This is a genomic window from Methylobacterium tardum (assembly GCF_023546765.1).
Classification (GTDB): Bacteria; Pseudomonadota; Alphaproteobacteria; order Rhizobiales; family Beijerinckiaceae; genus Methylobacterium; species Methylobacterium tardum.
The window spans coordinates 5432860-5455422 of sequence record NZ_CP097484.1; the positions used below are offsets into that span (position 1 = coordinate 5432860).

Sequence of the window (22563 nt, forward strand, 5' to 3'; positions counted from 1 at the left end):
GATGGTAGATCTTCAAATCCCGGTCGGGCGGAGATGATGCCGAGGATGCCGGCGTCTTCGAGGATCGGCGGGTCCTGCGCAACGGGGCGCTTCCTGCGGCCGGATCGACGGGAGCCGCTCCTCGGCGAAGAGACCGTCGGGAGCGGCCCTGCATGCGCCTCTCAGCGCGTCACGCGATGGCGGGCCGGTCTCCGGTCCCGCGTGGCGTGGGCCGCGTCAGAACCGATGATGATGACCGCGCCTGTGCAGGCCCGGGACGAAGCGTCGGTGATGATGGCGCCCATGCCAGGACCGCCAACCGCGATGCTCGAAGCGGGCGAGCGTGACCGGAGTATCGACCGTTCCCAGACCGGTTCCAGGGACGGGGGCGGCCGAGGGGCCTTCAAACCCCCTGGCTCTGGCCGAAAGCTTTGAGTGAGACGCCCGCGACCTCCCGCAACGCGTCACGGTCGGCCCCGGAGGAGGCCAGGACGCCCATGCCCGACGCGATTGTCGACAGGAAGCGCGCCAGCGCCGCCGGGTCGGCATCCTCCGCGAGATCGCCCTCCTGCTTCGCCTGAACGAACCGCTCGCGGAGCTCCGTCTCCGTCTGCGCGCGCCGGGACGCGAGCTCGAAGGGGATGTTCTCCGAGCCGGCCCCGCAGGCGAGCCCGCCCTGGACCAGGAGGCAACCGGGCGGGTTGGCCGGATCGGTATGGCTCTCCGCGATGCTGCTCAGGAAGCGCTCGGCCACGTCGCGGGCGGTGGCGCCGGCAAGCACGTAGCCCATATGGGCGGACCGCCGCTCCGCGTAGCGGTCGAGGGCGGCCTTGAGCAGGCCTTCCTTGCTGCCGAAGGCCGCGTAGAGGCTCGGCGGCTTGATGCCCATCGCTTTCGTCAGCATGGCGAGGCTCGCGCCGTCGTACCCGTGGCGCCAGAACACCTCCATCGCGTCGTCGAGGGCCTTGTCCGTGTCGAACGACCGGGGCCGACCCATCACCATTGTCCGCGAACTCCAACTTTTGTATCGAGTGGTAGATAAGTCACTTGACGCCCCGCGTCCATGCCGACATGTGTAGCGCTCTGTACAGATGTCGGGGGCCAGCCTTGGAATCGCAGCGCCATTCTCCGTCGAACCGTTCCCGCCTCCGGCGCCTCGTCGGCGGCGGCCTCGCCCTCGCGGCGGCAGGGGCGTCCTACCACCTGATCCCGCTCTGGCCGATGTCCGGAACGCAGGCGGTCGCCGGCACGCCGCCGGCCGAGCAGGCCATGCCGGCCTCGGTCGCGACCCTCGAACCGCGGGAGGCGATCCTCTGGGACGAGTTCTCGGGGCGTCTGGAAGCCGTCGACCGCATCGACGTGCGCGCCCGCGTCGGCGGCGCGGTTCAGGCCACGCATTTCGCCGAAGGCGAACTGGTGAAGGCCGGCGACCTGCTGGTGAGCATCGATCCGGCACCCTACGCGGCGGAGGTCCAGCGCCTGGAAGCCCAGGTGGCGGGTGCCGAGGCGCGCGTCGCGATGACGTCGAGCGACCTCGAGCGCGGACAGAGGCTGTCGGACCAGCACATCGTCACGGCGCGCGACCTCGACGTCCGGGCGAACGCCTTCAAGGAGGCGAAAGCCAGCCTGGACGCCGCGAAGGCCGCGCTGGAAGCGGCGCGTCTGAACCTCGGCTACACCCAGGTCCGCGCGGCCGTGAGCGGCCGCGTCGGACGGCGTGAGATCACGCCGGGCAACCTCGTGGCAACCGGCGCGGGGGCCCCCGTGCTCACCACGCTGGTCTCGGTCGATCCCGTCTATGCCAGCTTCGATGCGGACGAGGGGGTCGTCCTGAAGGCGCTCGCCTCGATCGCCGAGCCGGCGGGCGGACGCGGCAAGCTCGACCGCATTCCCGTGGAGATGGCGACCGCCGACGGCACGCAGGCCAAGGGGCATCTGCAGTTCATCGACAACAAGGTCGATGCCCGCAGCGGCACGATCCGCGTGCGTGCGACCTTCGCCAACGGCGACGGCCGCCTGATCCCCGGCCAGTTCGCGCGCATGCGGCTCGGTCAGGCCGCCCCCGGACGGCTTCTGCTCGTCGACGAGCGGGCCGTCGGCACCGATCAGGACAAGAAGTTCGTGCTCGTGGTGGGGGCGGACAATCGGGCCACGTTCCGGGTCGTCACGCTCGGCCGGGCCGTCGAGGGCCTGCGCGTCGTGACCTCCGGCCTGGCGGGCGGTGAGCGCATCGTGGTCAACGGGCTGCAGCGCATCCGTCCCGGCACCCTCGTGCAGCCCGAACCCGTCGCGATGGGCGGCCGGCCGCAGGACGCCGCCTCCGGGACGCGTCAGCTCGCCCAGCGCTGACGGGGCGCCACGGCCCCACCTCGCCTTCTCACCGGACGCGTTGATCCGGCGGCCCGCGCGGCCGCCCGGTCCCGCTCTGGCCTCTCGCCCCCGGAGGGCGGCATGAACCTCTCCAAGTTCTTCATCGACCGTCCGATCTTCGCGGGCGTGCTCTCGATGCTCATCTTTATCGGCGGCCTGCTCTCGCTCTTCGCGATGCCGATCTCCGAGTACCCGGACGTGGTGCCGCCCTCCGTCGTGGTCCGCGCGACCTTCCCGGGCGCCAACCCCAAGGTCATCGTCGAGACCGTGGCGACGCCCATCGAGGAGCAGATCAACGGCGTCGAGGGCATGCTCTACATGTCGAGCCAAGCCACGACGGACGGCATCATGACGCTGACCGTCACCTTCCGGCTCGGCACCGACCCCGACAAGGCCCAGCAGCTCGTCCAGAACCGCGTCTCGCAGGCCGAGCCGCGCCTGCCGGCGGTGGTGCGCCAGCTCGGCATCGTCACGGTGAAGAGCTCCCCCGACCTGACCATGGTCGTGCATCTCGTATCGCCGAACGGCCGCTACGACATGACGTACCTGCGCAATTACGCGGTGCTGAACATCAAGGACCGCCTGCCCGCCTCGACGGCGTCGGCCAGGTGCAGCTCTTCGGCTCCGGTGATTACGCGATGCGGATCTGGCTCGACCCGCAGAAGGTCGCCGAGCACGGCCTGTCGGCCGGCGACGTCGTGCGCGAGATCCAGGCCCAGAACGTCGAGGCCGCGGCCGGCGTCATCGGCGCGTCGCCGGCCGTTCCGGGCCTCGACCTCCAGCTCTCGCTCAACGCCGAGGGGCGCCTGAGCAGCGAGGAGCAGTTCGGCGACATCGTGGTCAAGACCGGCACCGACGGCGCGATCACCCGGCTGCGCGACGTCGCGCGGATCGAGCTGGGCGCCTCCGACTACGCCCTGCGCTCGCTCCTCGACAACAAGTCGGCGGTGGCGATCCCGATCTCCCAGTCGCCCGGCTCGAACGCGATCCAGATCTCCGACGAGGTCCGCCGGACCATGGCGGAGATCAAGCAGACCATGCCGGAGGGGGTCGATTACCAGATCGTCTACGATCCGACGCAGTTCGTGCGTGCCTCCATCGAGGCGGTGATCCACACGCTGCTGGAGGCCATCGCCCTCGTGGTGCTGGTGGTGATCCTGTTCCTGCAGACGTGGCGGGCCTCGATCATCCCGCTGCTCGCCGTGCCGGTCTCCATCGTCGGCACCTTCGCGGTGATGCATGTCTTCGGCTTCTCGATCAACGCGCTGAGCCTGTTCGGCCTCGTGCTCGCCATCGGCATCGTGGTCGGCGACGCGATCGTGGTCGCCGAGAATGTCGAGCGGAACATCGAGAGCGGGTTGTCCCCGCGGGAGGCCAGCTACCAGGCCATGCGCGAGGTCTCGGGCCCGATCATCGCCATCGCGCTGGTGCTCGTCGCCGTCTTCGTCCCCCTGGCCTTCATCAGCGGCCTGACGGGCCAGTTCTACAAGCAGTTCGCCCTGACTATCGCGATCTCGACGGTGATTTCGGCGGTCAATTCCCTGACGCTCTCGCCGGCTCTCTCGGCCCTTCTGCTGAAGGATCACCACGCCCCGAAGGATCGCCTGACCCGCATCCTGGACAGTTTGATGGGATGGTTCTTCCGCCGGTTCAACCGGGCCTTCGGGCAGGCCGCGCACGGGTACGGACGCGGCGTCGGCTTCGCCGTGTCGCGCAAGGCGACGATGATGGTCGTCTACCTCCTGCTCGTCGGCCTGACCGCGCTTCTGTTCCGCCAGATCCCGGGCGGCTTCGTGCCGGGGCAGGACAAGCAGTATCTCGTCGGCTTCGCGCAGCTGCCCGACGGCGCCACCCTCGACCGGACCGAGGAGGTGATCCGCCGCATGAGCGAGATCGCGCTCAAGGAGCCGGGCGTCGAGAGCGCGGTCGCCTTCCCGGGCCTCTCGATCAACGGCTTCACCAACAGCTCCAACTCGGGGATCGTGTTCTCGACCCTGAAGCCGTTCGGCGAGCGCAAGGATCCGTCGCTGAACGGGGCGGCCATCGCCCAGTCGCTGAACAGGAAATACGCGGCGATTCCCGAAGCCTTCATCGCGATGTTCCCGCCGCCGCCCGTCAACGGCCTCGGGACCATCGGCGGCTTCAAGCTGCAGATCGAGGACCGGGCCGGCCTCGGCTACGAGGCGCTGAACGACGCCACCAAGGCGTTCATGGCCAAGGCCGCCCAGGCGCCGGAACTCGTCGGCCTGTTCTCCAGCTTCCAGATGAACGTGCCGCAGCTCTTCGCCGACGTCGACCGGACGAAGGCCCGCCAGCTCGGCATCCCGGTGACCGACATCTTCGACACGCTGCAGATCTATCTCGGCTCGCTCTACGTGAACGACTTCAACAAGTTCGGCCGGACCTACTCGGTGCGCGTCCAAGCCGATGCGCCCTTCCGGGCGCGCTCGGACGATGTCGGGTCGCTGAAGGTCCGGACCGGCTCGGGCGAGATGGTGCCGCTCTCGGCCCTGCTGCACGTCCGTCAGACCGCCGGCCCCGAGCGGGCCATGCGCTACAACGGCTTCCTGTCGGCCGACATCAACGCGGGCGCGGCTCCCGGCTACTCGTCGGGGCAGGCCCAGGCCGCGGCGACGCGCATCGCGGCCGAGACTCTGCCGCGGGGCTTCGCCTTCGAGTGGACGGACCTGACCTACCAGGAGTTCATCGCGGGCAATTCCGGGATCTGGGTCTTCCCGCTGGCGCTGCTCCTGGTCTTCCTCGTGCTGGCCGCGCAGTACGAGAGTCTCACCCTTCCGCTGGCGATCCTGCTGATCGTGCCGATGGGCCTGCTCGCCGCCATGTTCGGCGTGTGGCTGTCGGCGGGCGACAACAACGTGTTCACGCAGATCGGCCTGATCGTGCTGGTCGGCCTCTCAGCCAAGAACGCCATCCTGATCGTGGAATTCGCGCGCGAGCTGGAGTTTGCCGGCCGCACGCCGCTCCAGGCGGCCATCGAGGCGAGCCGTCTCCGGCTGCGTCCGATCCTGATGACGTCCATGGCCTTCATCATGGGCGTCCTGCCGCTGGTGACCGCGACCGGGGCCGGATCGGAGATGCGGCGTGCCATGGGCGTCGCCGTGTTCTCGGGCATGATCGGCGTGACCGCGTTCGGCTTGTTCCTGACGCCGGTCTTCTACGTCCTGCTCCGTCGCTTGAGCGGCAACAGGCCGCTCAAGCAGCACGGCCACGAGACGGCGATGTCACACGACAGCGGCATCGCGGAGCCGGTCTAGCCGCGGCCGGGGCAATCGGGCGGATCGGACAGGGCGACGAGCCGATATGTGCGGCCGTGCCGGCCATCGCGGCAGATCCGCGGCGCGCGGGCTCGACTCCGCTCTGGGACACGACGATTCGACAGCGTGTCGTCGCCCAGCCCGCTGGCCATGGACGGGGAAGATTTTCATCCTCGATTTCACGGCCAACACGAATTTAAGTTCGGTGCTGGTCTTGAAAAATGATTTAGCTTTCTATTGATCGCCGTCAATACTGAAGGAACAGTGTGTCGAGAGACGGAACTTTCCGCTCGCCACCCGTCAGGAGGGTCCCGGTTGCCGAATCACGACCGCCGGTAAGTCGGTCTCACGACACATGAACCCCCCCGCGCCGTTCACCCGACGCCGGACGGACATGGTGCAGAAGTCGCCTCGGCTCACCGGGCGCGTGGGATCATCCAAGACAGTTCCCGCCTCGACGCTCAGATCAACACGCGCAGCCATCCAGGAGTGAACCACGATGAAGATTACGCCCGTCACAATCCTGATGTGTGCGCTGCTGACAGGTCCGGCGTTTGCGCAGGGCAATTCGCCATACAACCGCTCCGGCTCACAGGCGGGCGGGCCCCTCGGTGGACAGGAGCGCGGGCTGGGCGCACCGGGCGGCACGCCTGCGGTCGATCCCGCCCGACCGCCACAGGCGGCGGCGCGGCCGAAAAGCCGAGCGAAGGCGCGGACGCATGTTCGACGTCGGCACGGCTTGTAGGCGCCGTCTGCACGCTGCCGGCACGGCCGCAAATCAACGCGTGATAGCGGCCGGCGCCTGAGAACTGAGCTTCGCCGCCGGACGCAGCGCTATGGATCGGTCCTTCCGGGCCGCGAGGGTCCGTGCCGGAACCGGGACGGCCGTCGTCCGCTCGACCGGAGCTGCCGGCGTCCGCGAAGAGCGCGGGCGCCGGCATCATGGTCGGACGCTGCGGAAGGCGGGCGCGGCCACAGAGGCCGCACCGTCCCGTCCGCCTACGAGCCGGCGGGTCTTCGGGGCTTTCAGAGGGTCGACCTGTCGCCCCTACCAAACGATCCGCGTCGCAACCCTGCCGCGTGTCTTGGAACAAGGCGCTGCCCGCACCGCGCATGGGCGCATGTTCTTTCTCGCTGTCGTTCGAAAAACGAAAATCAAACGCATTGACCGCGCTAAGAACCAGCTCGTAAGTTGCGTATAGAATTCACGACAGGGTCCGCGGGATCATTCGACTTGCCCAAACACCTGTGCATCGATCCTCTTGATTCTTACGCGGAGCGCGAAGTCTTGGTCGATTTCGAGATCACGGGTTCATCATGCCGTCTGACAGCGGCGATCGATCGCGAGGGCCAAGACATCTTGTCCGAACTGACAGAGGCGCAGCGCAAAGACATCCAGAACGAGCTGATCGAGGCCTGCGGCCTCGGACTGGGCGCGGTCCACCTCACCTCGCGCGGGCGCATGGAGCAGGAAGCGGTTTTTCTCTGATGTTCGGCAATTATGAGTACGAGCGGGCGCTGAACAGCGACGATGATCAGCTCGACGTCCGGCGCAGTCGGATGCATCTCTACCTGAACGTGATGCTGCTCCTGTTCATTTTCTCCGGTCTGATACTTCACCAGTTGCTGGGGCGGTGAGGTTCGTCGACGGATCCGAGCGCTGGACAGCTGAGCCCGTGCGCTGCGCGGATCGTCGCGGCCTCCCGTCTCGGCGACGCCGTCGAAAGCCTCTCGGCCATCTGACGGCGCCTCACGCTTGGGCCGTCGACACACATGACGCCGCGGTCGGAACGCGCGTCGGAGGGGCCCGGCCCGGCGGGCGACTCGGCCCTCCAACCGTTGGCGGCAGGACAGCGCGACGGCGCGATCGTCGGCAGAACACCGATCGTGGCCGGCCTCTCTCGCTGGCAGCCGATCCGGAACCTGGGCCGTCACCCGGTAGCCGCGGCGTGATCGCGCGCGCGTGCCAGGAATCGTTAACCCTGCCGCCGTAGCCCTGGAGCTTCGGGACGAGCGCGGGTGCGATGCCGAGACTGGGCTACATGATCGTCGACGGACTGGCCTTCGTGCTGGTCGCGGTGGGCCTCACCGCCGTGGTCGTGGGCTACGAGCGCAATCTGCCGGATCCGGCCGCCCAAGTTGCCCAGGCCGCCCAGGGCACTGCGCTCGCGCCGGACTGGATGGATCCCGAGACCACCGGAGCGATCACGCCCAAGGTATCGGCGGTCGACGCGGCGCGAACGGGAGCCGGTTCGAAGCGGGAGGTGATGAGCCAATCCCCGGACGCGGAGAGCGGGGTCTGGGTCGACCCGCCGCGCCGCTGGCGGGCCGATGAGCGCGGGTGAGACCGTCACGGGGCGGGCGTGAGGCCGCCAGCTCAGGCTGAGCCCTCCCTGAGCCGTCATGCCGCGCCCCGGTGCCAAACCGGGACCGCGCCTCCCATCTCTGCTCCAGCGGGGGCAGAGCCGATCGGGAGAGCACTATGAGACAGCATGCAACGCGCGCTGCGCTTGCGGCCGTGATGATCCTGGGCGCGTCGGGCGCCGTGCTGGCACGCGGCAGCGGCGGCGGAGACAGCGGAAGCGGGTTGAACCCCTATTCCGAACTCAGCGGTAATGGCCGCACCGGCGGGGTGAACAGCGGCAACTATTCGCCGCCCGAATACAACACCTACCTGCGGGCCTACGGACCGTACGGCCCTCAAGGCCGGCCTGTGAGGGAGCGCTACCGTCCGGCGCCGCGGCCGTACTACGGCTATCCTTACTGAAGGGCGGCACTGCGCTGGCGCTGCCGGTCAGCGCCAGCCTGTCCGGCAAGGGCGATCCGCGCCGCGTTTCCAGGCCGGGATCGCCCGCCCGGACGGGTGTCTCGACCGTGCCGGTCCCACTCTCGCTGGTCAGACATGCATTGGACGCTCTGGTATACCAGATGCACGCGCCGTATGGTCGCGCTTCCTCCCAAGAACGCCTTCAGCCCGCCCGGTCCGCCGGTGCGGGTTTTTTCGTGCCGCTTTCGCGTGGCTCCTCGGCTCAGTGCAGCCGCAGCGCCTGAAGCGCCTTGCGGACGAGGCGCTCAGCGCAGGGCTTGCTGATGAAGTGGGCGGCTTCGGGCAGTGTCGCGGCCTCCAGCGGGTCGCACCCCGAGCAGACGATGATCCGGGTTTCGGGCCAGCGCGCGCGAACGGCGTGCGCCAGATCACAGCCATCCATTACACCAGGCATGTTGATGTCGGTGTAGAGCAGCGTGGCGCCGCCACAGGCCTCTAGGTGCTGCAGGGCCCCGGAGGCATGCTCGGCTTCCAGCACCTCGAAGCCGAGCGCCGACAGCATGTCGGCTGCAGCCATGCGGATGACGGCTTCATCATCGGCGATAACGGCGAGGGGGCGAGATCCTGACATGGATCAGAAATGCGTCCCTCCGTCGCGCGTTTCAGCGTGGCCGTAGAATTTTTACCGTCCGCGCCGCCGGCAGCCGCTGCCTGGGACGGCTCTGGACCTGTCGGCCGTCACGCCGGGCGGCGGTCCGGCTCGCCGCGGGCGAGGCCGGATTCCCCAGCCGTCCCGGCCGTCCGCCGCCTCCCGGCACGCGCGGATCGGATGAGAGGTTCCGGCTCAGGGCAGGGTGTGGCTCACTGGGGTTTCGTTTGGCCCCCCGCCGTCCAGCCGTGCGCCTGGACCGCCTTGATGAGCTTGCCCTGCATCTCGGGCGCCACGGCCTGCATCCATTGCTGCATGCCGGCAAGCTGGATCTGGGCGAGCTGCGGCTGGGCGGCCGCGAGGCGTTTGCCAGCCGGCGTGGCGTAGAACGCCGCGATGGCCTGCAGGTCGTCCTTGCCGAGCACCGTGGCGAAGCCGCGGGCCTGGATGTCGAGCAGCTCGTCGTAATGCGCCGACAGGGTCGGCATCACGACTTCCTGCACCAGCACCTGGGCCTTGTCGGGCTCCTTGATGCCGATCTGCTGCATCATGCCGACCATGGGCGCGGCCATCGAGCTGAGCGTCGCGGCGCGGTCGCCCTGCATCTGGGCGACCGTCTCCCGGGCGACCTTCAGCAAGGCCGGATCCGGCGCCGCGGCGGGCGCGGGCTTCGGAGCGGGTTGCGCACTCGCGGCGCATGGCAGCGCAACCCCGAGACACAGGCCGACAAGCCAGGGTGAAAGGCGCATGATCGCTCCAGTCCAAGGCCCGGCGCCGTCCGGCGCTTCGAAGCCGACTAGGACTGCTATCACAGCTCTGAATAGAATCGATGACACCTCAGGATTGAGCGGCGCCGATCGGCGATCGGGTCGAAGCGGTGATAGGATGCGGATCATCGCGCGGGACGCGGGCAAGACTGTCACCCTGGCGGCGTCCGGTGAGGGCGAAGCCTGCCTCGCTCGGCCGGTCCGGGCGGACCCGGTGTCGGGCCACCGCGACGCCGTCGGCGCGAGACCGTGATGCGAACCCAGACGATGCGAATCGCAGACGCATCCGCTGTCGCCCCGAGCGGGCCGCGATCCGCGCGCCCGGCCCTCGCCGTGATAACCGCCTGCGCGGTTCTGGTCGGCTGCGCCGCGGCCGTGCGGGGCCCGGCCGCAACCGTCGATCCGGACCTCGTGCGGGTGATCCGCTTCATGGCGCTGATCAAGGGCGGTCTCGCGCTCGCGGCCTTCGCCGGCTGCTTCTGGCGCTTGGCGCGGCCCGCGGCCCCGTGGCGAATGCCGGTCTACGTCGCCGGACCGCCCGTAATGGCGGCCGGCGCCATCGGCTTGTGGTCGCTGCACGATCTCGGGCTCGCGGCCCTGGGGCTCCATCTCGGCCTGTTCGCGGTGCTCGCGGCGGCCCTCACCGATCCGGCTTTTCTGCCCGACCTGTCGCGCCGCCGCTCATCCGGCTCGGCCCTTTGAGGCTTCGGGTGTCGCGGCGGCCGGCCTTCGGTCACGCGGTCGCGCGGCGCGATCCCGCACGGGTGGTGAATCCGGCGGGCAGAGGCGCGGCGGCGTGTCCGGGCGCGTCTTGATCAACGCGGTTGAACCTGCCGCCCGGCGCGCGTAGACGCGCCGGCTCGGATCGCGGAAGCAGGAGCCCGGATGGGTGACGATGTGGCCTCTCTCCTCCTCGTCCTCGCCACCGAGAATACCGAGCTGCGTCAGCAGCTCGCCGCCGCGCAGGACATGCTGATGGAGACGGCGATCGACGCCGGGCACCTGCATGCGCGTCTCGAGGCGGTCCAGGCCGAATGCAGGGCGTGGCGGGCGGAAGCGGAACGCCACGCTTCCAGGGACGCGCGGGCGCCCTGAGGAAACGCCGCGACAGCCGAGAGGGGCGGGATCGGCCGAGACGTTTCCCGGTCCGGACGACGGTCAGCCGAGCGCCCAGAACAACGGCAGCGCGCTGGCCAGGAACACGACCGAGGAGACGAGCACGGCAACCTCTTCGCGGTGCCGGTGGACGAAAGCGTGATGGAGAGCCAGCATGGTCATCGGATCGCGGGTGATCTGATCAGCCTCGCGCCCAAACCTTGATCATTCGGGGGCAAGCGCCGTCATCCACAGGCGGTCGCCGAGCCCTGTCGCACGGCCGCCACAACGGCACGCCGCACAGGCTTCCGGCGTTCAGCCGCGACGCCCGACCCTGGGCCCCGGCGGCCCGGAGATCGTGCCCAGCGGGACCTATCGCGCGGCCGGCATCTTCCGGCCGGTCCGCGGACGGCGATGGCGCCCGGCCGGCGTCAGGCCGCGGGTCGCCCCTTCGGGCGATGCGGGGCTCCGCGCGGCGGCCGCCCCTGTGCTGTCGGCCGCCCCTTGGCTGGCGGCCGCACCTTGGTCGTCGTCCGCAGGACGGGCGACACCCTGTGCCCGCGCCTGCTCCACCAGCCACTCGCCGAGTTCGAGGGCCGCTTCCGGTGCGAGGTCGACGGCCACGCCTGCGCCATGGGTTCGCGACCGCAGGCCGATGCCGGCGGATGTCGATACGGCGCGCACGGTGCTCCCGACGCGACCGGTGATCTCCAGAATGCTGTCAGCCATTCCGGAAGGCTAGCGAGGCCGTTCCGGCCTGTCCATTCCGGCTTGGCCATTCCGGCTTGGCCATGCGCGCTTCGCTCGCGGCGCGCGGCCCGCCCGATGGGGAAGCGCGGTCAAGCGCGACCGTGTCGGGGGGCGCATGCTCCGCGCCCATAGCTGCGGCCGAGCCTTCGCCCGAACTTCCCGGTAAGGCGGTCGGCCCGCACCCGCCGCCGCCCACGACGGTGACCGAACCGTCGCGTCAGGATGCCGAGACACCGATCATGAACAAGCTCATCGCCCTCACGGTGGCCGCGACCGTGTGTGCCGGTCCCGCCTTCGCGCAGGCCTATCGGCCGGGCCCGGATTGCGGCCAGGATCCCGAGACGACGGGTTCGCTGACCGTCGACCCGCGCAGCCTGCATCTGCCGGGCGAGCGGTCGGACCGGGTCAAGGTCACCCCTCCCGAGGACAGCTGGCAGGAGGAGGCGCGGGAGGAGGCCGAGCGGCACAGACGCGATCTTCTGGCCTGCGGGGTGGATTGAGCTCCGGGTTCGCCAGCCGACGCCCGAGGCGACAGCCGCAAGCCGACGGATCGGCTCGGCTCCACCAGAGAATCAGCCTGGCGATGATCCGACCGACGGCCCAAATGCGGAGCTGTATCGTTTCAGACGGTCTGCCGGGTCCGCAGTTGATCGCGGCCGTGCGCCAGTCGGTGGCGCACCGCGCGCAGATGCGGCGCGGCGGTGCGGTTTCCTAACCTTCCGATCCGCGCGCGATTGCGCAAGCGATCGGTAAGCACGGTGATGAATTCTCTGGCCGGTCAGGGAACTCGGGCCCGGATGCTGGTCCGAACCGAGCCAAAATTTAACACTGGCACCCGATTCTGGTCCCGAGAGGATTTGGGAATGCCAGCTGTCGGAAGGTTCAGGGTCTGCGAGCCGGGCCAGACCCCGCTCGGGGAGGCCCTGGCCGAGGTGATGCTTCTGCCGTCGGTGCTCGCCACGATGCTGCGCAGCCTGATCGAGGCGTGGCCGCAGCAGATCTACACGCAGCCGCTGGTGACCACCCGCTTCCTCGGGCGGCGGACCACCTACGTGTGCAGCCCCGGCCAGATCCGCAGCCTGATGGTCGATCAGGCCGACGCCCTGGAGCGCGAGCCGTTCATGCTGCGCGCCCTCGCGCCCGCGCTCGGGGCCGGCGTCCTCACCGCGGATGGTCCACACTGGCGGGAGCAGCGCAGGACCGCGGTCCCGATGTTCCGACCGGATCGCGTGCGCAGCTTCGTGCCGGCGATGGCCCGGGCCGCCGAGGCGACCCGGGCGCGCTGGCGCGGCGACACGCCGCCCGACGGGACCCGGGACATCCTGCGCGAGATGATGCGCACCACCTTCGACGTGATCGTCGCCACGATGGTGTCGGGCGACGACCAACTGGAGGTCGAGCCGTTCGGCCGCGCGATGGACGCGTATCTCGGCCAGACCAGCTGGAAGATCGCCCTCGAGATGCTGCACGCGCCGGCCTGGGTCCCGCATCCGGGGGCGCGGGCGGGCGCGGCGGCGGCCCGCTACCTGCGCGCCGAGGTCGGCCGGACGATCGCGCGCCGCCGCGCCCGGGCCGAGCCCGGTGCCGACCTTCTCGGTCTCCTGCTCGAGGCACGGGATCCGGAGACCGGCCAGCCCCTCGCCGACGCGAGCATCATCGACAACCTCCTGACCTTCGTCGCCGCCGGCCACGAGACCACCGCCCTCGCGCTGGCCTGGACCTTCCGGGTCCTGGCGGAGCACCCGGAGGTCGAGCGGCGCGTCCTCGCCGAGATGGCGGCCCTTGACGCGGACCTCGTCGCCGATCCCGAGGCCGCAGACCGGCTGCCCTACACCCGCCAAGTTCTCCTCGAGGTGATGCGCCTGTATCCGCCGGCCCCGCTGATCGTGCGGCGGGCGAAGGCCCCGGTCCGCCTCGGAGACATGACCGTCCCGGCCGGGCAGTCGATCCACGTCCCCGTCTACGCCCTGCACCGGCACGCGCTGCTCTGGGACCGGCCGGACCTGTTCGATCCGGACCGCTTCGCCCCCGACCGGGCCGCGGCGCGCGACCGCTACGCCTACCTGCCGTTCGGCGCCGGCCCGCGGGTCTGCATCGGCATGAGCCTTGCCCTGACGGAATGCCTCGTCATCCTGGCGACGCTGCTGCCTGCCTTCCGCTTCGTGCCCGAGGCGGCCGAGATGCCGCGGGCGCAGTTCCGCGTGACGCTGAGGCCCGAGGGCGGCCTGCGGATGAAGGTCGTGCCGCGCCATGTCCACTGAACGCGCGCCCGGGCCGGACCGCGCGGCCGAAACCGGCAAGGCGGCCGAGACGGCTCAGGCGGTCGGAACGGCCGCCGCGCCGGGCGGTACGGCCCGGTCCCTGATCGACCGCATCCGCCGCCTCGACGCCGTCGCGGCCCTGCCGAGCCGCTACCGGCTGCAGGTCCGCGCCGGCCTCCTCGAGGAGACGCTGAAGCTCGCCACCTACTCGGCCGTCACGCACCTGATCATCGCGGCCGCCGTCGCCTACTTCTTCTGGACCTCGGCACCGCAGGCCTACCTCCTCGGCCTGCTCGCCTGGGTCGCCGTGGTGATCGTCGCGGCGACCTATCTGACCTGGCGCTACCTGCGCACCTATGCCAGCGCCGTCTCGCCGGCCGGGGTCCTGTGGGGCTGCCGGATCTCCGGCGGGCTGGCCCTCGCCCTGGGCCTGGCCTGGGCGACCATGCCGGTGGTGCTGTTCGCCCCCGCCGACGGCGACGAGCGCCTGATCATCGTCGCCACCGCGGCGGGCCTGATCTCGGACGCCTACGTGGTCGGCCCGCTCCTGTCGGTCTCGTACCTGTTCGCGATCCCGGTCATCCTCGGGAGCTTCGTCGGGCTGGCGCGGTGCGGGGAGCCGGTCGCGCTCAGCATCGGCTTCCTGCTCGTCGTCTACGCGCTCTTCGTGGTGGTGAGCGTGGGCCGCATGAGCCGCCTGTCGCGCCAGCGCATCCTGGACCGGGTGCGGGTCGAGGAGCAGAGCGAGACGATCGGCCTGCTGCTCAACGAGTTCGAGGCGCATGCCAGCGACTGGCTCTGGGAGACGGACGCGACCGGACAGTTTCAGCACGTCTCCACCCGGATGGCGGAGGTGCTCGGCTGCCCGGTCGCGGTGCTTCAGCACAGCGCGTTCGAGGCCCTGCTCGCCGGCAGAGGCGAGGCCTCGCGCGACACGGTGCACGAGGCCGACCACAGCGCCGAGCTCCTCGATCACCTCCGGCAGGGCCGCGCCTTCCACGAGCACCTCGTCGCCTTCCCCACGCCGGCCGGCCAACGCTGGCTCCGGCTGAGCGGCAAGCCGTTCCTCGATCAGCGCAGGAGCTTCGCGGGCTTCCGCGGCGTCGGCTCGGACGTCACGCAGAGCCGCGAGGCGGAGGCGCATATCGCCTATCTGGCGACCCGGGACGCGCTGACCGGCCTGTCCAACCGGGTCATGTTCCACGAGGTCGCCTCCGAGGCCTGCGCGGCGGCCGTCTCGGAGGTCCAGGGCGCGCCGGTCAGCCTGCTCTACCTCGATCTCGACGGCTTCAAGACCGTCAACGACAGCGCGGGCCACGCCACGGGTGACGCCCTGCTGTGCCAAGTCGGCGAGCGCCTGCGCGTCCTGCTCCCGGCCGACGCCCAGGCGTTCCGTCTCGGCGGCGACGAGTTCGCGATTCTGCACCGCGGCGGGGATCCCGCGGCGGAGGCCCTGGCCGAGGCCGCCATCGGCGCCCTGTGCGCGCCCTACCTGATCGACGGCGTCCGGGCGGAGATCGGCGTGAGCATCGGGATCGCGTGCGCGCCCGGGGATGCGGCCGCCCCCGCGGACCTGCTCCGCAAGGCCGACCTCGCGCTCTACAGCGCCAAGGAGGCCGGCAAGGGCCGCTGGCAGCGCTTCGACCGCAACCTGGAGCGCCGCGTCCAGCGCTGGCGCGAGCTCGGCGAGGCGATGCGGGCGGGCCTCGAGAACGGCGAGATGGAGCTGCACTACCAGCCGCTGGTGAGCCTGCAGGACGGGCAGGTGGTCGGCTGCGAAGCGCTGCTGCGCTGGACGCGCGCCGGGCACGGCGCCGTCTCGCCCGCCGAGATGATCCCGATCGCCGAGAGCACGGGCTTCGTCATCACGATCGGGCGCTGGGCGCTGCGGCAGGCCTGCGCCGAGGCGCTGACCTGGCCGGCGCAGATGCGCGTGGCCGTCAACATCTCGTCGATCCATTTCCGGCTGCCCGACTTCTTCGCCGACGTCGAGGCCGTGCTGGCCGAGACCGGCCTCGCGCCGGAGCGCCTGGAAATCGAGATCACGGAATCGATCTTCCTCGCCAACACGCCGCACGTCCTCGACAACCTTCGCGCGCTGCGGGCACTCGGCGTGCGCATCGCCCTCGGCGATTTCGGGACGGGCTACTCGTCGCTGAGCTACCTGACGCAGTTTCCGGTCGACAAGATCAAGATCGACCGGGCCTTCGTCCGCGACCTGAGCAGCCGTCCGGAATGCCTGACGGTGATCGAGGCGATCATGGTCATCGCCCGTGACCTGCGCATCGACGTCACGGTGGAGGGCGTCGAGACGGAGCAGCAGGCGGCGCTTCTCCGGTCGCGGCGCTGCAACTCCGCGCAAGGCTTCCTGTACAGCCCGGCCCGTCCGCCCGGCGAGGTGGCGAGCCTAGTCGAGCGCATACCCCGGACGGCCCTGCTGGCGGACCAGGCCGTGCGCGCGGTGGCCTGAGCCGCGGCCGCCTCTGTTCCATGTTGCTGTTCCACGGGGCCGCAAACCCCTGTAGCGGGTTGCGGCCACGCGAACCCGAGGAACCGAGCGCCGCATGCCCAAGGTCGTCATCAGCGAGTTCATGGACGAGGCGGCGATCGCCGCGGATCTCGCGGGCTTCGACACCCTGTACGATCCCGGTCTCGTCGACCGGCCCGACGCCCTGGCGGCGGTCCTAGGCGACGCCGACGCCCTGATCGTGCGCAACCGGACGCAGGTGCGCGGCCCGCTCCTCGCCGCCGCGGCGCGTCTCCGGGTGGTCGGGCGGCTCGGGGTCGGTCTCGACAACATCGATGTCCCGGTCTGCGAGGCGCGCGGTATCGCGGTCTATCCGGCGACGGGCGCCAATGACGGGGCGGTCGCCGAGTACGTGGTGGCGACCGCGATGCTGCTCCTGCGCGGGGCCTACGGAGCGAGCGCGGCGGTCGCTTCGGGCGCGTGGCCGCGCAACGCCCTGATGGGGCGCGAGATCGCCGGCAAGCGTCTCGGGCTCGTGGGCTTCGGATCGATCGCCCGGGAGACCGCCCGACGCGCCGCCGCCCTCGGCATGGCGCTCGCGGCCCATGACCCGTTCGTCGCGGACGCGGATCCGGCCTGGACGCCCGCCTACGGTCCGGTGCAGCGGCGGGACCTCACGACGCTGATCGCGGAGAGCGACGTGCTCTCCCTGCACGTCCCGCTCACCGCGGAGACCCGCGGCCTGATCGACGCGGCCGCCCTCGCGCGGATGCCCGCGGGCGCCGTGCTGATCAACGCCGCCCGGGGCGGCGTCGTCGACGCGGCCGCGGTGGCGGCGGCCCTGCGGTCGGGGCATCTCGGCGGCGCGGCCCTCGACGTGTTCGACCGCGAGCCCCTCGACGCCGCGGCCGGCGCCGCGCTCGCGGGGGTGCCGAACCTGATCCTCACGCCGCACATCGCCGGGGTGACGCAGGAATCGAACGTCCGGGTCTCGGCCGTGATCGCGGCGGCGGTGCGCCGGCACCTCACGCAGGGCTGAACGCCCGGGATCTGGGCCTTTCGGCCGGCGCGGGCTATCCATCGGGACCGGCGCTGCGCGACCGCGAATTGCGGGGCCGGCCGGGAGGGAGCAGGGGATGACCGATCCGGCACGACGGGCCTTCCTGAGGAGCGCCGCCCTCGGCGTCCTGGCGGCGGGGAGCGGCCTGCGGCCCGCCCGGGCCGGGGAGGACGCGCACCTGCCCTTCGGCAACGGCGAGCGACCGCTCGTCGCCTATCCGGGCAAGCGGCCGCTGCTGCAGACCACCGCCCGGCCGCCCCAGCTGGAGACGCCGTTCGCGGTCTTCGGCGAGGGCGCGATCACGCCGAACGACGCGTTCTTCGTCCGCTACCACCTCGCCGACATCCCCCTGGAGATCGACCCCGAGGCGTTCCGGCTGAATGTCGGCGGCCATGTGGAGCGCCCCGTCGCGCTGTCGCTTGCGGAGCTGAAGGCGCTGCCGGGCCGGACCGAGATCGTCGCGGTCAACCAGTGCTCGGGCAATTCCCGCGGCTTCTTCGAGCCGCGCATGGCCGGCGGCCAGCTCGCCAACGGCGCCATGGGCTGCGCCCGCTGGACCGGCGTGCCGCTGAAGAGCGTGCTCGACAGGGCCGGGGTGAAGGCCGGGGCCGTGCAGGTCGCGTTCAACGGGCTCGACCGCCCGGTCCTGCCGGAGACACCGGACTTCGCCAAGGCGCTGACCCTCGACCAGGCCGGCGACGGGCAGGTGCTGCTCGCCTGGGGCATGAACGGCGCGGATCTGCCCTGGCTCAACGGCTACCCACTCCGCCTCGTAGTGCCGGGCTATTACGGGACCTACTGGGTCAAGCACCTCGACACCATCACGGTCTTGGACAAGCCGTTCGAGGGCTTCTTCATGAAGACCGCCTACCGCATCCCCGACAATCCCTGCGCCTGCACGGAGCCCGGCAAGGCCGCCGACAAGACCGTGCCGATCGGACGCCTCAACGTGCGGTCGTTCCTGACCAACCTGACCGACGGCGCGCAGGTGAAGGCCGGGCCGGTCGCCCTGCGCGGCATCGCGTTCGACGGCGGCTCGGGCATCAAGGAGGTCGCGGTCTCGACCGACGACGGCGCCACCTGGATCCAGGCCGCGCTCGGCCAGGATCTCGGCCCCTACGCGTTCCGGCCCTGGTCGCTCGCGACCGCACTCGCGCCCGGCGCCCACGCGATTCGGGTGCGGGCCACCGCCCAGGACGGCAGCACTCAGCCGATGGCGTCCCGCTGGAACCCGTCCGGCTACATGCGCAACGGCGTCGAGACCACCCGGGTGCAGGCGGCATGACGGCGAACCGGAGGACGGACGGGATGCGTGCGCTTCTGCTCGGTGCGGTGATCGCGGGCCTGACCGCCGGCGCGGCCTGGGCCGCGCCGCGGACCTACACGGTCCCGGACCCGACCGCGCAGTTGCGGCCGCCGAAGGACGGCAGCCTGGCCGCGGGCTACGAGGCCGCCCAGGCCAATTGCCAGACCTGCCACTCGGTGGATTACATCGCCACGCAGCCGCCCGGCCGCGGGACGGCGTTCTGGGACGCGGAGGTGGCCAAGATGATCAAGGCCTACCACGCCCCGATCGAGCAGGCCGATGCCGGCGCGATCGCCGCCTATCTGGCGGGGACGTACTGAGCGTGTCGAGCGACGGACGGAACGCGCGTTCCGCGCGTCAGCGCAGCGCGAGCACCTGCGCCGCGTGGGCGGCGACGGATTGCACGGCCGGAAGATCGTAGGCGTAGACGCGGCCGGCCAGGATCGCCAGCGCCAGCGTCCAGAACACCGCACCGCCGACGCGCCGCGCCGTGCGGTCGCCGGTCGTGGAGGCCGGGCAGGCGCGCGCGACGCCGTCGGCGACGGGCTCGCCGAACGGATCGAAGGCCGGCGACTGGATTTCAGAGGCGCTGCGCATGATGCGGAATGTCGCGCTCGGCACCCCCGTTCGCAATGGACGCGTCTTTCGTATTTCGCTGCGCGTAGAGATGCTTGTTCTCCGCCCAGACCCGACGGCAAACAGGTTCTTCTCAGGGCGGCGTTTCGATCGTCGGCAGCGGAACATCCGCCCGGCCGGCGCCCGGTCCGGCGGGCGTGTGGTAGGCCATGCGCTCGCGGCGTCCCCGCAGGGGCTCGCGGCTGACCTCGCGCCACGCCGCAGCCGGGGCTCCGGCCGCTCGCCGCGCCGCCTCCGAGACCAGGATCGGGACGCCGTGGAGCTTGGTCGCCTGTTCCAGGCGGGCGGCGACGTTGACGGCGTCGCCCAGCACGGTGAACTCGTAGCGCGCCTCCTCGCCGATGATCCCGCAGAACACCTCGCCGTAATGGACGCCGACGCCGATGCGTACGGCTTCCGTCGGCCCGGCCCGGTCGGTCCAGCGGGCGATCACCGCAACGAGGTCCTGGGCGAAGGCGAGGGCGCGGGCGGCATCGTCGGGGCCGGGCTCGGGCAGGCCGAACACCACCAGGGCCCCGTCGCCGATGAACTTGTCGACCACGCCGCCGCGCAGGCGGGCGAGGCGCGTCACCCGCCGCCGGAACGCGGACAGGAACTCGGAGAGCCGGTGCGGATCGAGGCTCTCGGCAAGGGCGGTCGACCCGCGCATGTCGATGAACACGATGGCGGCCTGCTGTCGGCGGCCGGCCTTCAGGCTGCCGTCGCCGTCGGCGAGCCGCAGGACCAGCTCCTGCGGGAGGAACCGCGACAGCCGGTTGCGCCGGGTCGCCTCCCGCAGGGCCGAGGCGGCGAACAGCACGAACAGGACCGCGAGGGCGCCGACCAGGACCCAGATGGCCAGGGCGATCCGGGACACGATCGCCTGCCGCCGCTCCATCCGGTCGGCCTCGTGCGCCTCCATGAGGCGCACGCGGTCGCGGATCGCGTCCATCACCTGCTTGCCGCGCCCGCCCGCCACGGACGCGCGGGCCGCCGCGCCGTCGCCGCCGCGCATGAGGGCGACGCTGGCGCCGATTTCGTCGAGCTTCCGGCGGATCAGCCCGGCCAGGGCGTCGAGGTCGGACTTCTGGTCGGGATCGTCCCGGACGAGGTCGCGCAGGAGGTCGAGCTGGCGGTCGGCGTTCGGCCGGCCCTCGGTGAAGGGCAGCAGGAAGGCCTCGTCGCCGGTGAGCAGGTAGCCGCGCTGGCCGGTCTCGGCGTCCTGCACCGCGGACAGCACGCGGGCGAGGCGCCCGTCCACCGCCACGGTGTGGCGCACGGCGTCGATGCCGCGCTGCTGGTACACGAAGGCGCCGAGCGCGATGGCGGTCATCACCAGGATCGTGGCGAACCCCACCGTCATCCACGCCACGGTGCGCGAGCGCAGGGACCGCTGCACCCGTGCCGCCATGCGCGCCCGGACGGAGGCGGCATCCGGCGCGGGATCGACCAGGTCCGGTGCCGGCGCGGTCGAGACGGCCATGCCGCTGGCTCTGTGCATGCGCGAATCGGTGTCCCAGAGTGTCGAGGCTGCCCGCCGGATCGGGTCCGCCGTCGTTCCGGGGCGCCGCAGGCGAGCCCGGACCCGGAGGGGCACGCCGCAGGCGGGCAACCCAGATCCGCTGGCCGTGCAGGATCTTGGCACGTCGGCGGGTCTGGATCCCGGGCTCCGCTGTGCGGCCCCGGGATGACGGCGGGACAGCATCAGTCGGAGCTGGCTCCAAAGGTTCCCGATGCGCCGGCCGCACAGGGCGGACACGAGAACGCCCGGGGGTGAACTTCCGAGATGGCCATCTCAGCCCCCGCCCGCGCCGTGCAGCCGGACAGGCCGCCCGGCCCGACCTCCCGCCTCCGCCGCGTGCGCCCGGCAATCCGCGATGGTCGCCCGAGCGGTGTCGATGGCGACCGCAGCAGCCGACATGGTTCGGGTGTCCGGCTCCCGCTCCCGGGCGTAGCGCACCACGTCCATGGCCAGGGCGTCGACCTCGGTGTTGAGCGCCGCGATCGCCGCCGGGTCGCGCAGCGCCCGGGCCTGCCCGGCGATCTCCAGGAGCCGGTCCATGATCTCGTCGATGCGCTCGCGGCGCAGGCCTGCGAGGCGCTGCCGGATCCAGGCCAGCACCGAGACGAGGCCGCCCGCCAGGGCGCCGAGCAGGTAGAGCGTGTCGCCGTAGCGCTCGATGAAGCCGTGCTGGTCGCGCTCGTAATAGTCGATCGCGCCGGGATGGATCGGGATCCGGGCGCTGGTGGCCGCCACGGTCGTGTCGTAGGCCGGGGCCTGGACGTACTCGGCGGCGTCCGTCGCCTGCGCGGCGGCGGTACGCTTCTCGAAGAGCTGCTGGGTCACGTCGGCCGCCACGACGCGGCTCAAGGAGGCGCGGGCCATCAGCCGGTACGAGGCGCCCACCGTCTTCACGTCGTCGGCCGGCAGCTTCGGCCGGCCGCCGAACAGGCCGCCCGGGACCGTGACCGCCTGGAGCCGCGGGAAGCGCTCGATCACGGCGCCGTCATCCTCCACGGCGACGAACGCCACCTTGCCGCCGCGGGCGACGCCCTGCACGGCCGAGACCAGGGCCAGCGCCTTGGGTGCCGAGGGCGCGATGATGCTGACGAAGGCGTCGATCCGCCGCTCGCGGAAGGCGGCGGCCACCGCCTCCTGGTCGACCGGGACCAGCAGGACCGCCGAGTCCCGGACCGGGCCGGCGGCCTCCTCCAGGGTGAGCCCGTAATAGCCGAGGAGATTCCGGAGCAGCCAGAGATCGGCGTCCCGGTGCGCCGCGATGCCGAGCCGCTTGCCGGCGAGCTTCGGGAAGCTCGTGATCCCGGCCTGCTCGGGCGAGGCGATGACCATCGCCTGGTCGCGCAGGATCGCCAGGGTCAGGCCGTTGGTCGGGAGCAGCACGTCGGGGCGGACCACCGCGAGGTCGGCCCGCCCGTCCTGCAGGGCGGCGGCGCTCTCGCGCACGTCGTCGAAGGACAGGATCCTCAGCCGGACCTTCTCGTGCGCGGCGTCGAGCGCGTCCGCGTAGGCCTTGATCAGGCCGGGCTCGGTGCCGTCGCGCGGCGCGACCGCGATGGTCAGGACCGTCGCCTGGAGCAGGACCCAGGCCGCGACCCCGCCCGCGCCCAGGAGGGCGGCCCCGGCCAGGAGCAGGGTCTCCCGGCGCAGGAGCCAAGCGGGGAGGGTCGCCATCGGCCCGGG

At 71.2% G+C, this 22563-nt stretch carries 20 protein-coding genes and 1 pseudogene; 14 read left to right on the forward strand and 7 right to left on the reverse strand.

Going from position 1 to position 22563, the window contains the following annotated elements; genetic code table 11:
- Positions 1-382: 382 nt before the first annotated feature.
- Entirely contained in the window at positions 383-982 is a 600-nt protein-coding gene (locus M6G65_RS25910; RefSeq protein WP_238198469.1) for a TetR/AcrR family transcriptional regulator, read from the reverse strand.
- Positions 983-1086: 104 nt separating this feature from the next.
- Here M6G65_RS25910 and M6G65_RS25915 point away from each other — a divergent pair, with 104 nt between their 5' ends.
- From M6G65_RS25915 to M6G65_RS25945, 6 genes and pseudogenes are all read left to right on the forward strand, one after another.
- Positions 1087-2328, forward strand: coding sequence for an efflux RND transporter periplasmic adaptor subunit (locus tag M6G65_RS25915; RefSeq protein WP_238198472.1), 1242 nt, complete (start codon positions 1087-1089; stop codon positions 2326-2328).
- A gap of 102 nt (positions 2329-2430) precedes the next feature.
- A pseudogene (locus M6G65_RS25920) lies at positions 2431-5624 on the forward strand (efflux RND transporter permease subunit).
- Between the two features lie 1234 nt (positions 5625-6858).
- Positions 6859-7113: a hypothetical protein gene (locus M6G65_RS25930; protein ID WP_238198477.1), complete on the forward strand. Its 255-nt coding sequence runs from the start codon at positions 6859-6861 to the stop codon at positions 7111-7113.
- Positions 7113-7262: a hypothetical protein gene (locus M6G65_RS25935; protein ID WP_238198479.1), complete on the forward strand. Its 150-nt coding sequence runs from the start codon at positions 7113-7115 to the stop codon at positions 7260-7262. Before M6G65_RS25930 ends, M6G65_RS25935 begins: the two co-directional genes overlap by 1 nt.
- Positions 7263-7648: 386 nt before the next feature.
- Entirely contained in the window at positions 7649-7969 is a 321-nt protein-coding gene (locus M6G65_RS25940) for a hypothetical protein (protein WP_238198481.1), read from the forward strand.
- 137 nt (positions 7970-8106) lie between these two features.
- Positions 8107-8391 (forward strand): hypothetical protein, encoded by a 285-nt coding sequence (locus tag M6G65_RS25945; RefSeq protein ID WP_238198482.1) that lies wholly within the window; start codon positions 8107-8109, stop codon positions 8389-8391.
- 262 nt (positions 8392-8653) lie between these two features.
- On the opposite strand, the gene M6G65_RS25950 is transcribed toward M6G65_RS25945, so the two are convergent.
- Both M6G65_RS25950 and M6G65_RS25955 read right to left on the reverse strand, forming a co-directional pair.
- Entirely contained in the window at positions 8654-8968 is a 315-nt protein-coding gene (locus tag M6G65_RS25950) for a response regulator (protein ID WP_238198484.1), read from the reverse strand.
- Positions 8969-9252: 284 nt separating this feature from the next.
- Positions 9253-9789, reverse strand: coding sequence for a DUF2059 domain-containing protein (locus tag M6G65_RS25955; protein ID WP_238198486.1), 537 nt, complete (start codon positions 9787-9789; stop codon positions 9253-9255).
- Between the two features lie 351 nt (positions 9790-10140).
- Here M6G65_RS25955 and M6G65_RS25960 point away from each other — a divergent pair, with 351 nt between their 5' ends.
- Positions 10141-10509 carry a hypothetical protein gene (locus M6G65_RS25960; protein ID WP_250103064.1) on the forward strand — a complete coding sequence of 123 codons (369 nt, stop codon included), beginning with the start codon at positions 10141-10143 and terminating at the stop codon, positions 10507-10509.
- 183 nt (positions 10510-10692) lie between these two features.
- Complete coding sequence (locus M6G65_RS25965) at positions 10693-10902, forward strand: hypothetical protein (RefSeq protein WP_238198489.1); 210 nt, start codon at positions 10693-10695, stop codon at positions 10900-10902.
- Positions 10903-11274: 372 nt separating this feature from the next.
- On the opposite strand, the gene M6G65_RS25970 is transcribed toward M6G65_RS25965, so the two are convergent.
- Positions 11275-11631, reverse strand: a complete 357-nt coding sequence (locus M6G65_RS25970) for a hypothetical protein (RefSeq protein WP_238198490.1) — start codon at positions 11629-11631, stop codon at positions 11275-11277.
- A 260-nt stretch (positions 11632-11891) separates the two neighbouring features.
- On the opposite strand from M6G65_RS25970, the gene M6G65_RS25975 reads away from it, so the two are divergent.
- From M6G65_RS25975 to sorB, 6 genes are all read left to right on the forward strand, one after another.
- Positions 11892-12152 (forward strand): hypothetical protein, encoded by a 261-nt coding sequence (locus M6G65_RS25975; RefSeq protein ID WP_238198492.1) that lies wholly within the window; start codon positions 11892-11894, stop codon positions 12150-12152.
- A gap of 363 nt (positions 12153-12515) precedes the next feature.
- The gene (locus M6G65_RS25980) at positions 12516-13913 is read left to right on the forward strand and encodes a cytochrome P450 (protein ID WP_238198494.1); all 1398 of its coding nucleotides are present in this window, start codon (positions 12516-12518) and stop codon (positions 13911-13913) included.
- A complete protein-coding gene (locus tag M6G65_RS25985; protein ID WP_250103065.1) occupies positions 13903-16383 on the forward strand; it encodes a putative bifunctional diguanylate cyclase/phosphodiesterase in 2481 nt (826 codons plus the stop codon). The genes M6G65_RS25980 and M6G65_RS25985 overlap by 11 nt, the downstream gene beginning before the upstream one ends.
- Positions 16384-16477: 94 nt before the next feature.
- Positions 16478-17419, forward strand: coding sequence for an NAD(P)-dependent oxidoreductase (locus tag M6G65_RS25990; RefSeq protein WP_238198498.1), 942 nt, complete (start codon positions 16478-16480; stop codon positions 17417-17419).
- A gap of 97 nt (positions 17420-17516) precedes the next feature.
- A complete protein-coding gene (gene sorA / locus M6G65_RS25995) occupies positions 17517-18725 on the forward strand; it encodes a SorA family sulfite dehydrogenase catalytic subunit (protein ID WP_250103066.1) in 1209 nt (402 codons plus the stop codon).
- A 23-nt stretch (positions 18726-18748) separates the two neighbouring features.
- Entirely contained in the window at positions 18749-19066 is a 318-nt protein-coding gene (sorB, locus tag M6G65_RS26000; RefSeq protein ID WP_238198503.1) for a SorB family sulfite dehydrogenase c-type cytochrome subunit, read from the forward strand.
- A 37-nt stretch (positions 19067-19103) separates the two neighbouring features.
- Here sorB and M6G65_RS26005 read toward each other — a convergent pair whose 3' ends face one another.
- The 3 genes from M6G65_RS26005 to M6G65_RS26015 all read right to left on the reverse strand — a co-directional run bounded on the left by M6G65_RS26005 (position 19104) and on the right by M6G65_RS26015 (position 22554).
- Positions 19104-19343, reverse strand: a complete 240-nt coding sequence (locus M6G65_RS26005) for a hypothetical protein (RefSeq protein WP_238198505.1) — start codon at positions 19341-19343, stop codon at positions 19104-19106.
- A 112-nt stretch (positions 19344-19455) separates the two neighbouring features.
- Positions 19456-20844 (reverse strand): adenylate/guanylate cyclase domain-containing protein, encoded by a 1389-nt coding sequence (locus tag M6G65_RS26010; protein WP_250103067.1) that lies wholly within the window; start codon positions 20842-20844, stop codon positions 19456-19458.
- A 312-nt stretch (positions 20845-21156) separates the two neighbouring features.
- The gene (locus M6G65_RS26015) at positions 21157-22554 is read right to left on the reverse strand and encodes a TAXI family TRAP transporter solute-binding subunit (protein WP_238198509.1); all 1398 of its coding nucleotides are present in this window, start codon (positions 22552-22554) and stop codon (positions 21157-21159) included.
- Positions 22555-22563 lie beyond the last annotated feature (9 nt).